Source organism: Pseudomonas sp. EA_65y_Pfl2_P78 (assembly GCF_963970495.1).
GTDB lineage: Bacteria > Pseudomonadota > Gammaproteobacteria > Pseudomonadales > Pseudomonadaceae > Aquipseudomonas > Aquipseudomonas baetica_A.
Window position 1 is genome coordinate 21,325 of the sequence record NZ_CAXAON010000047.1, and the last position, 9,198, is coordinate 30,522.

Sequence of the window (9,198 nt, forward strand, 5' to 3'; positions counted from 1 at the left end):
AAACGACTCCTCCAATTCAGATGGCTGTGAATGCTATGGCAACAATCAGATATCGATTCATGCGTTTTACTCAAATGTATTTTGCGCCATCCCGGCTTATTCCGCGCAAGAGGGATGGTTAATCTGCCGCCATTCAATTTTCCTTCTCCATCCAGCCCAATGGCTGCGCCGAGGCTTTCTCATGAAAAAAGTTCTGTTGCTCAATGGCGGTAAAAAATTCGCCCACTCTGACGGTCGCTACAACACCACCCTGCATGAAACGGCGCTGAGCGTGCTGGATCGTGGCGGTATGGATGTCAAAACCACCTTCATCGACGAGGGTTACGACGTTGCCGCAGAAGTGGCCAAATTCCTTTGGGCCGACGTGATCATTTATCAGATGCCGGGTTGGTGGATGGGCGCGCCGTGGACGGTGAAAAAGTACCTCGACGAAGTCTTCACCGAAGGCCACGGCAGCCTGTACGCCAGTGATGGCCGCACCCGTTCCGACGCGTCGCAGAAGTACGGCAGCGGTGGGCTGATTCAGGGCAAGCAATACATGTTGTCGCTGACCTGGAACGCGCCACAGCAAGCCTTTGACGACCCGAGCGACTTCTTTGAAGCCAAAGGCGTGGACGCGGTGTACTTCCCGTTCCACAAGGCCAACGAGTTTTTGGGCATGACCGGCCTGCCGACCTTCCTCTGCGTTGACGTGATGAAACGCCCGAACATCGAAAACGATGTGGCGCGTTATGAGCAGCATTTGACCGAGGTGTTTGGCCTCAAGGCTTGATGCTCGGCTACTATCGAAGGCCTGAACCTGCGGTGCAGGCCAATCGATCCGAGGACACCCGTGAAAGCCAGATCCGATGAGTTGCAGATTTTCGTCTGCGTGATCGAATGCGGCTCGATTTCCGCCGCCGCCGAGCAGGTCGGGCAAACGCCGTCGGCGGTCAGCCGCACCCTGTCGCGGCTGGAAGCCAAGCTCGACACCACGCTGATCAACCGCACCACGCGGCGCATGGACCTGACCGAAGAGGGCAAGTATTTCTTCGAGCACGCCAAGCTGATTCTCGATCAGATGGACGCGCTCGAAGAACGTCTGTCCTCTCGCCAGCAAACGCCGTCCGGACGCCTGCGGATCAACGCCGCGTCGCCGTTCATGCTCCACGCCGTCGTACCGTACATCGACGAATTCCGCCGGCTCTACCCCGACATCCAGCTCGAACTCAACAGCAATGACCTGATCATTGACCTGCTGGAACAGAGCACCGACATCGCCATCCGCATCGGCACCCTTGCCGACTCGACGCTGCATGCGCGTTCGCTCGGATGCAGTCCGCTGTTGATCGTCGCCAGTCCCGCCTATCTCGAAAAGCACGGCACGCCGCTGCAAGTGGCCGATCTGAGCGAACACACCTTGCTCGGTTTTACTCAGAACGAGGGCCTCAATCAGTGGCCGTTGCGTTATGTGCACGGCGACCGCTGGCCGATCACCCCGGCGATCAGCGCCTCCAGTGGCGAGACCGTGCGGCAACTGGCGCTGGAAGGGCAGGGCATCGCGTGCCTGTCGCACTTCATGACCATCGATGACATTCGCGCCGGGCGCCTGAACGTGGTGCTGGCCGAGTTCAACAGCGGTTATCGCCAGCCGATCAACGCCGTGTATTACCGTAACTCGCAACTGGCGCTGCGCATTCAGTGCTTCCTCGACTTCATCCAGAGCAAACTCGCCGCCTACGCCAGCGCCGATTTCAAAGGCTGAATGGGGTGCGCGACAAGCAAGCCCGGCCCCCACCGTTGCTGTCGCCTGACACACCGCCTTCGTGAGCAAGCCCACTCCCACAGGGTTTTGTGTTAACCCCGTAACGATGTAAATCCCACCCCGCGATTTTCAATAATCGCGACACGGCCTGTTCATCCGCGACAGGTCTTACCTCTCCACGAAAATAACTTTCATGGCGTTTGAAAACTCGATCTCGAAATGATTTATGAGTTTCACAACCCATTCGAACGTGACCCTTTCGAGGAGTACCGCATGACGCCTTCCTTCGGCTATTGGCTGCTGGTCTACGCCGCCGTCGCCATCATTGCTCTGATCGTGCTGATCGCCCGTTACCGGCTCAACCCGTTCATTGTCATCACCCTGATTTCCATCGGCCTGGCGCTGGTCGCGGGTATGCCGCCGTCCGGCGTGGTGGGCGCGTATGAGGCCGGGGTGGGCAAGACGCTGGGGCATATTGCGCTGGTGGTGGCGTTGGGGACGATGCTCGGCAAAATGATGGCCGAGTCCGGCGGCGCCGAGCAGATGGCGCGCACGTTGATCGACAAATTTGGTGAAAAGAACGCGCACTGGGCCATGGTGTGCATCGCGTTTCTGGTCGGCTTACCGCTGTTCTTTGAGGTCGGTTTTGTCTTGCTGGTGCCAATTGCGTTCACCGTGGCGCGGCGCGTCGGTGTGTCGATTTTGATGGTCGGCCTGCCAATGGTCGCCGGTCTGTCGGTTGTGCACGCGCTGGTACCGCCGCACCCGGCAGCGATGCTGGCGGTGCAGGCCTATCAAGCGTCGGTCGGGCAGACGCTGCTGTATGCGATTGCGATCGGCATACCGACGGCAATCATCGCAGGGCCGCTCTACGCCAAATTCATCGTGCCGCGCATTCAATTACCGGCGGATAACCCGCTGGAAAAACAATTCCTCGACCGCGAACCGCGCGACAACCTGCCAGGGTTCGGCATTACCCTGGCGACCATCCTGTTGCCGGTGGTGCTGATGCTGATCGGCGGTTGGGCCAACCTGATTTCCACACCGGGCAGCGGCTTCAATCAGTTCCTGTTGTTTATCGGCAACTCGGTGATTGCGCTGCTGCTGGCGACCTTGCTGAGTTTCTGGACGTTGGGCATCGCCCAGGGTTTCAACCGCGAATCGATCCTCAAGTTCACCAATGAATGTTTGGCGCCGACGGCCAGTATCACCTTGCTGGTCGGTGCGGGCGGTGGCTTGAACCGGATTCTGGTCGATGCCGGTGTGACCGATCAGATCGTTGGCCTCGCTCACGAATTTCATCTGTCGCCGCTGATGATGGGCTGGCTGTTTGCGGCGTTGATGCGCGTGGCAACAGGATCGGCCACGGTGGCGATGACCACCGCTTCGGGCGTGGTTGCGCCAGTCGCCATCGGTCTGGGTTATCCACACCCTGAACTGTTGGTGCTGGCGACCGGTGCCGGGTCGGTGATCTTTTCCCACGTCAACGACGGCGGCTTCTGGTTGATCAAGGAATACTTCAACATGACGGTCGCGCAGACGTTCAAGACCTGGACCGTGCTTGAGACCTTGATCTCGCTGGTTGCTTTCGGTCTGACCGTCGGCCTTTCTTACGTGCTGTAACCGGAGCCCGCCGTCATGGACATCCTCTACCAGATCCGCGCCCGTCAGGATTCCTTCAGCGCCGGTGAAGGGCGCATTGCCCGGCTGATGCTAGACGACGTCGGCTTTGCCGCCTCCGCCAGCCTCGAAGAGCTGGCGCAACGGGCCGACGTCAGCACCGCCACACTGTCGCGGTTTGCGCGCACGGTCGGCTGTCGCGATTTGCGTGATCTGCGCCTGCAACTGGCCCAGGCCAGCGGCGTTGGCAGCCGTTTTCTCGACCCGGCCGGCACGCCTGAGCAGTCGGCGTTCTACGGGCAGATTGTTGGCGATATCGAAACCACGCTGCGCCAGCATCTGGCGGCCTTCGACGAATCGCGATTTGCCGACGCGGTGAAAATGCTCAGCCAGGCACGCATGATTCACGCGTTCGGCATGGGCGGCTGCTCGACCCTGTGCAGCGATGAATTGCAGGTGCGCCTGGTGCGCCTCGGCTATCCGATTGCGGTGTGTCATGACGCAGTGATGATGCGTTTGACCGCCGCCAGCCTGAGCGCCGAGCAAGTCGTCATCGTCTGCTCATTGACCGGAATTACCCCGGAACTACTGGAAACCGTCGAACTGGCGCGCAACTACGGCGCACGCATTCTGGCCATCACCCGCGCCGATTCGCCGCTGGCCGAACGGGCCGACCTCGTTCTGCCGCTGCAAAGCGCGGAAACCTCGTTCATCTACAAACCGACGGCAGCGCGCTACGGCATGTTGCTGGCCATCGACGTGCTTGCCACCGAGTTGGCGCTGGCCAATCCTCAAGACAATCAAGAACGTCTGCGGCGGATCAAACTCGCCCTCGACGAATACCGTGGCGGCGATGATCACCTGCCGCTGGGAGACTGACATGCTGTACGACACGTTGATTCGTAACGCCCTGATCATCGATGGCAGCAACCGCCCCGGTTACAGTGCCGACGTGGCGATTGTCAATGGTCGCATCGAGCAGATCGGCGACTTGCACGACGCCACCGCGAACGAACAAGTCGACGCTGCCGGCCGCGTGCTGGCACCGGGGTTTATCGACGTGCACACCCACGACGACACCGTGGTCATCCGCCAGCCAGAAATGCTGCCCAAGCTCAGCCAAGGCGTGACCACGGTGATTGTCGGTAACTGCGGGATCAGCGCCTCGCCGGTGACGTTGAAAGGCAATCCACCCGATCCGATGAACCTGCTCGGCACGGCAGCGGCGTTCGTTTATCCACGTTTCAGCGACTATCGCGCAGCGGTCGAAGCGGCCAACACCACGCTCAATGTCGCCGCACTGATCGGCCACACAGCGCTGCGCAGCAATCATCTTGATGACTTGTTCCGCACCGCAACGGCTGACGAAATCAGCGCCATGCGTGAGCAGTTGCGCGAAAGTCTTGAGGCCGGTGCGCTGGGTTTATCCACAGGCTTGGCGTACGCCAGCGCCTACAACGCCTGCACCGATGAAGTGATGCAACTGAGCGAAGAACTCACGGCATTCGGCGCCGTTTACACCACCCACCTGCGCAGCGAATTCGCCCCAGTGCTGGAGGCGATGGACGAGGCGTTTCAAATCGGTCGTCATGCCCGCTCGCCGGTGATCATTTCCCACCTCAAGTGCGCCGGTGTCGGTAACTGGGGGCGCAGTCCGCAGTTGTTGGCCGCTCTTGAAGACGCGGCAAACACTCACCCGGTCGGCTGCGATTGTTATCCGTATGCGGCGAGTTCATCGACGCTGGATCTCAAACAGGTCACCGACGCCCACCGCATCACCATCACCTGGTCGACGCCGCATCCGGAGGTCAGCGGCCGCGACCTGATCGACATCGCCGCGCAATGGAACGTGCCGCTGCTCGACGCCGCCAAACGCCTGCAACCGGCGGGGGCGGTGTACTACGGCATGGACGAGGCCGATGTACGAAGAATCCTCGCGCATCCGTTGTCGATGGTGGGGTCTGACGGACTGCCGGAAGACCCGTTCCCGCATCCGCGTTTGTGGGGCGCTTTCCCACGGGTGTTGGGACATTTCAGTCGTGACGTCGGGTTGTTTCCCTTACACACAGCGGTGCACAAAATGACCGGTCTGTCGGCGGCCCGATTCGGTTTGAAGGGCAGGGGCGAGATTCGGCAAGGCTACTGGGCCGATCTGGTGTTGTTCGATCCGGCAACGGTGCGTGACGTGGCGGATTTCAGCGACCCGCAACGGCCGGCGCAAGGGATTGACGGGGTGTGGATCAACGGTGTTTTGAGTTATTGCGATGGGCAGGCGAATGGGCGAAGGGAAGGGCGTTTTCTTGCCCGTCAGGGCGATTTGCGTGACGGCTTTCGTTGACGTTTCGCGCAGTGCGTCACAGCAGTGGCACATTGCGACTAAAGAAAGCCATCCACAAGCCGAAGTGCTGACATTCAGCCCCGCTACACTTTTGGGCCAATCAGTCAGGGAGCCCCCCATGAGCTTCGGCAAAACCACTCCGATCCTGCGTATTTTCGATGAAGCCAAAGCCGTAGAGTTCTACGTCGACTTTCTCGGTTTCAAGATCGACTGGCAGCATCGTTTCGAAGCGAATTTCCCGTTGTATCTGCAAGTGTCGCGGGGGGAGTGCGTGCTGCATCTGTCCGAGCATCATGGTGATGCGACGCCGGGTTCGGCGCTGCGGATTGAAACGGATGAGCTGGAGGCGTTTCAGCAGCAACTGCTGGCCAGGGATTACAAATTCTCGCACCCACAGATCCAGGCCATGCCGTGGGGCAGTCAGGACATGACCATTGTCGACCCGTTTGGCAATCGGCTGGTGTTTACCAACGCGATCAGTGTTTGAAACCGTTTTAAGCTGCACAGAAAAGCCCGCAGCCAAACCGTGAGGGTTTGACTGCGGGCTTTTTCGTTACTCAGTCGGCACTAACGTGTCCAACACGCGATTGACGGCCAATTCGGCCAGCATCACCACTTGAGCAATACCTTGCAGTGTCTTGCGGTGCGTGCCTTCAACCAGCGCCACATGGTTGTTGATCATGACCGTGGCCGAACCGAGGGTTTCACTGGCATCGGCCAGCAGGGATTCGGTGTCGGCCTCGGGGTGCGCCATGTACAGCGCGTTGGGTTTGTACGGCGCGGCCATGATTTGGTCGGCGGGTTTGAGGTAATGGTCGAGGGCGCGCTCGGCGGCTTCGTGGAATTTCTTTGAATCGGGCGATTCGTAGGGGGAGACCGTGTCGGTGACCGGCGGGTTGGGCGTTACTTTGAACATTTACCAGATCCTCATTGAGGGCTAACCACCGCTTCTCTACTAAAAGAATAGGAGGCAGCTGTGCGCAGGTTAGTAGACCGGGGATCTGGGAAACCGGCGCGCCCGAAGGCGCCCTGCGCACAGCCACCATAAAGTTCAGGCAAAAGACCTGATCAACTGATGAGCTATACGCCCCAAACACCACGGGCTACTAAACCCGATCACTGGAAATCAGTGACGGACTCAAGTTACCGATGGGCTCCGGGGCGCACAAGCCGGCGGATTCTGGCGCAGGCGTAGGCAGCGGCGCAAGGATTTGTAGGCTGTCGGGCGTAACACCTGATGTCTTTAAACAGGTGCGCTGCGAAGGGTTTATTGCACTACAGAGATCAAGGATTTGCCTGTCGGATTTCGGTGCTGCGACTGACGCCTTCGCGAGCAAGCCCGCTCCCACACTGGATCGTCAGTGGACACAGATTTTGTGTACGGCATAGAGCCCCTGTGGGGGCTTGCTCGCGAAGAGGTCCGCACAGTCAGCCCCGATGCATCTGCCGAAACTCCCCCGGCGGCATCCCCCGTCGACGCTTGAACGTGCGGTGAAACGAACGCGGTTCGGTAAAACCCAAATACTGCGCAATGTCCTGAATCGGCAGGTTGCTGTTGAGCAAGTAATGCTCAGCCAGTTCCTGACGCAGGTCATCGAGAATCTGCTGATACGAGGTGCCGGCCTGTTGCAGTTGACGTTGCAGCGTACGCGCCGACACGGCCAACTGCTCGGCCACTTGCTCCTTGCGCGGCAGACCTTCCTTGAGCAATTGGCGCAGGATGGTTTTCACGCGTAGCGCCAGCGACGCATCCTCCAGCGTCGCCATCAACCCCATCGCATGTTCTTCCAGCGTGCGCAGCAATTGCGCATCGGCCTGGCGCAACGGCAATTGCAGATACGCCAACGGCACGATCAACGCTGAATAAGCCTGATCGAACAAAACCGGGCAACCGAAAAACGCTTCGTACTGCACCAACGTGGCCTCGGCAGGGCGCGAATGTTCCAGCCAGACAGCGGCGGGCGACATCGGCGTATCAGCAATCCAGCGCGCATAGTGCAGCCACGAACCGAGCACGTTTTCCACCAGATGCCGGCGAATCTGCGGGCGCTGATAGCGGCAAGTCCAGATCAGGTGCACATGGCCGTCCTGCACTTCGGTGCGACTCACGCCCATGTCGCCGACCAGTTTCTCGAACGGCATGATGCGGCTCATGGCATCGTCCAGCGTCGCACAGTTCATGGTGATGTAACCCAGCACGCTCCACGAGTTGGGTAGCACGAACGTTGCCGCGTTGAGCCCAAACAACGGATCGCCCGACTGTTCGCAGAAATAATCGAGCAGTTTTTCATGCGCCTCACCCGGCAGGCGCAGGCTGTTGTCGCTCAACTGCTGCGCCTGCAACCCGGCCGCCGCCAATGCCGGCTCAATGGCCATGCCCAGTCGCTCGGCATGGCGCAGGTATTTGAGCAGGGGCGGAACGGAGGTGAAGCCGAGCGATGGCATGATCAAAGCCTGCATGAGCGAATGAATGCCCTGAAAGGTAGTTTGAAAGCATGGCTGAAGTAAATTGCAGACGTGGAATGCGCTGAGGGTGTAATTGCCACTGGGAAGATTGCCAAATCTCAGCAAGGCGGGATGTGTTAGCCTGCAATCAATGATTTCATTGATTGCAGGAGGCGTCATGGCCAGCATCACAATCCGAAACCTTGATGAGAAGCTCAAGGAGCAGTTGCGCATTACTGCGGCGCATAACGGACATTCCATGGAAGAAGAGGCACGCCTGATTCTGGGCAGAGCCTTGGCGACGGTTGATCGCGCGGGTGGGCTTGGCAGTCGGATTCGCAACAGGTTCAGCGATGTGGGGGCCGTGGAGCTGGATCTACCCGCGCGTTCAGATAAAGCCACCGGCGTGGATTTTTCTGAATGATAGTGCTCGATACCAACGTGCTTTCAGAGTTTATGCGCCTCGAGCCTGCAACCCGGGTGCTTGCCTGGGTGGATGCGCAGCCGGCGATGGATCTGGCAATCAGCGCTGTCACCGTGGCCGAAATACTTCACGGCATCGCGCGCTTGCCCTCTGGCAAGCGCAAACAAAAACTTGAGGCGCATGCCATGGCCATGTTCGAAGAGGACTTTGCCGGGCGCATTTTGCCGTTCGATGCTCATGCCGCCATTGAGTGCGCAACATTGGTTGCTGATTGCGAAGCAAAGGGCCGCGCGGTGTCGATGGCTGACGCGCAAATAGCCGCGATCTGCCGAGCGCATGGCGCATCCATTGCCACTCGTAATGTGAAGGGTTTTGAGTCAAGTGGTGTTGAAATCATTGATCCGTGGGTGAGCTGACGGCTTCTGTTGCTGTTCAACAGCGCCCACAAAAAAGCCCGCTATCACATCGATTTGATGGGGTTGCGGGCTTCTTCGTTAGTCGTGTCTCGTCCTGAATAAGGTTTACACCTTCTGGCTTCTTATCAGGAGGGTGCAATGGATACGGGCGCAAAACGTAGTCAGCGCGATTACACGCTGACTTTTAAATTGTCAGTTGTCGACCAAGTAG

The 9,198-nt window shown here is 59.1% G+C and carries 10 protein-coding genes; 8 read left to right on the forward strand and 2 right to left on the reverse strand.

All coding sequences use genetic code 11. From position 1 onward, the window contains the following. Window positions 1-181: 181 nt before the first annotated feature. The 6 genes from AACY02_RS24455 to AACY02_RS24480 all read left to right on the forward strand — a co-directional run bounded on the left by AACY02_RS24455 (window position 182) and on the right by AACY02_RS24480 (window position 6,189). Entirely contained in the window at window positions 182-772 is a 591-nt protein-coding gene (locus tag AACY02_RS24455; protein WP_339434140.1) for an NAD(P)H-dependent oxidoreductase, read from the forward strand. A gap of 60 nt (window positions 773-832) precedes the next feature. After that, window positions 833-1,744, forward strand: coding sequence for a LysR family transcriptional regulator (locus tag AACY02_RS24460; protein WP_339434141.1), 912 nt, complete (start codon window positions 833-835; stop codon window positions 1,742-1,744). A gap of 273 nt (window positions 1,745-2,017) precedes the next feature. Next, window positions 2,018-3,367: a GntP family permease gene (locus AACY02_RS24465; RefSeq protein ID WP_339434142.1), complete on the forward strand. Its 1,350-nt coding sequence runs from the start codon at window positions 2,018-2,020 to the stop codon at window positions 3,365-3,367. A 15-nt stretch (window positions 3,368-3,382) separates the two neighbouring features. After that, window positions 3,383-4,243 (forward strand): MurR/RpiR family transcriptional regulator, encoded by an 861-nt coding sequence (locus tag AACY02_RS24470; RefSeq protein WP_339434143.1) that lies wholly within the window; start codon window positions 3,383-3,385, stop codon window positions 4,241-4,243. A gap of 1 nt (window position 4,244) precedes the next feature. Continuing rightward, entirely contained in the window at window positions 4,245-5,702 is a 1,458-nt protein-coding gene (locus AACY02_RS24475; RefSeq protein WP_339434144.1) for an N-acyl-D-amino-acid deacylase family protein, read from the forward strand. A 118-nt stretch (window positions 5,703-5,820) separates the two neighbouring features. Beyond that, window positions 5,821-6,189 (forward strand): glyoxalase superfamily protein, encoded by a 369-nt coding sequence (locus tag AACY02_RS24480; protein WP_339434145.1) that lies wholly within the window; start codon window positions 5,821-5,823, stop codon window positions 6,187-6,189. A gap of 66 nt (window positions 6,190-6,255) precedes the next feature. On the opposite strand, the gene AACY02_RS24485 is transcribed toward AACY02_RS24480, so the two are convergent. Beyond that, window positions 6,256-6,618, reverse strand: a complete 363-nt coding sequence (locus AACY02_RS24485; protein ID WP_339434146.1) for a DUF6124 family protein — start codon at window positions 6,616-6,618, stop codon at window positions 6,256-6,258. Between the two features lie 512 nt (window positions 6,619-7,130). Then, a complete protein-coding gene (gliR, locus tag AACY02_RS24490) occupies window positions 7,131-8,147 on the reverse strand; it encodes an AraC family transcriptional regulator GliR (RefSeq protein WP_339434147.1) in 1,017 nt (338 codons plus the stop codon). Between the two features lie 178 nt (window positions 8,148-8,325). On the opposite strand from gliR, the gene AACY02_RS24495 reads away from it, so the two are divergent. Both AACY02_RS24495 and AACY02_RS24500 read left to right on the forward strand, forming a co-directional pair. Continuing rightward, window positions 8,326-8,571, forward strand: coding sequence for a FitA-like ribbon-helix-helix domain-containing protein (locus AACY02_RS24495; RefSeq protein WP_221730516.1), 246 nt, complete (start codon window positions 8,326-8,328; stop codon window positions 8,569-8,571). Continuing rightward, complete coding sequence (locus AACY02_RS24500) at window positions 8,568-8,987, forward strand: type II toxin-antitoxin system VapC family toxin (protein ID WP_339434148.1); 420 nt, start codon at window positions 8,568-8,570, stop codon at window positions 8,985-8,987. Before AACY02_RS24495 ends, AACY02_RS24500 begins: the two co-directional genes overlap by 4 nt. Window positions 8,988-9,198 lie beyond the last annotated feature (211 nt).

Excerpts from the sequence above, each read along its gene's own strand:
- AACY02_RS24475 (WP_339434144.1), top strand. The coding sequence starts at position 4,245 with ATGCTGTACGACACGTTGATTCGTAACGCCCTGATCATCGATGGCAGC.
- AACY02_RS24465 (WP_339434142.1), top strand. The coding sequence starts at position 2,018 with ATGACGCCTTCCTTCGGCTATTGGCTGCTGGTCTACGCCGCCGTCGCC.
- AACY02_RS24455 (WP_339434140.1), top strand. The coding sequence starts at position 182 with ATGAAAAAAGTTCTGTTGCTCAATGGCGGTAAAAAATTCGCCCACTCT.
- AACY02_RS24485 (WP_339434146.1), bottom strand. The coding sequence starts at position 6,618 with ATGTTCAAAGTAACGCCCAACCCGCCGGTCACCGACACGGTCTCCCCC.
- AACY02_RS24480 (WP_339434145.1), top strand. The coding sequence starts at position 5,821 with ATGAGCTTCGGCAAAACCACTCCGATCCTGCGTATTTTCGATGAAGCC.
- AACY02_RS24495 (WP_221730516.1), top strand. The coding sequence starts at position 8,326 with ATGGCCAGCATCACAATCCGAAACCTTGATGAGAAGCTCAAGGAGCAG.
- AACY02_RS24500 (WP_339434148.1), top strand. The coding sequence starts at position 8,568 with ATGATAGTGCTCGATACCAACGTGCTTTCAGAGTTTATGCGCCTCGAG.
- gliR (WP_339434147.1), bottom strand. The coding sequence starts at position 8,147 with ATGCCATCGCTCGGCTTCACCTCCGTTCCGCCCCTGCTCAAATACCTG.
- AACY02_RS24470 (WP_339434143.1), top strand. The coding sequence starts at position 3,383 with ATGGACATCCTCTACCAGATCCGCGCCCGTCAGGATTCCTTCAGCGCC.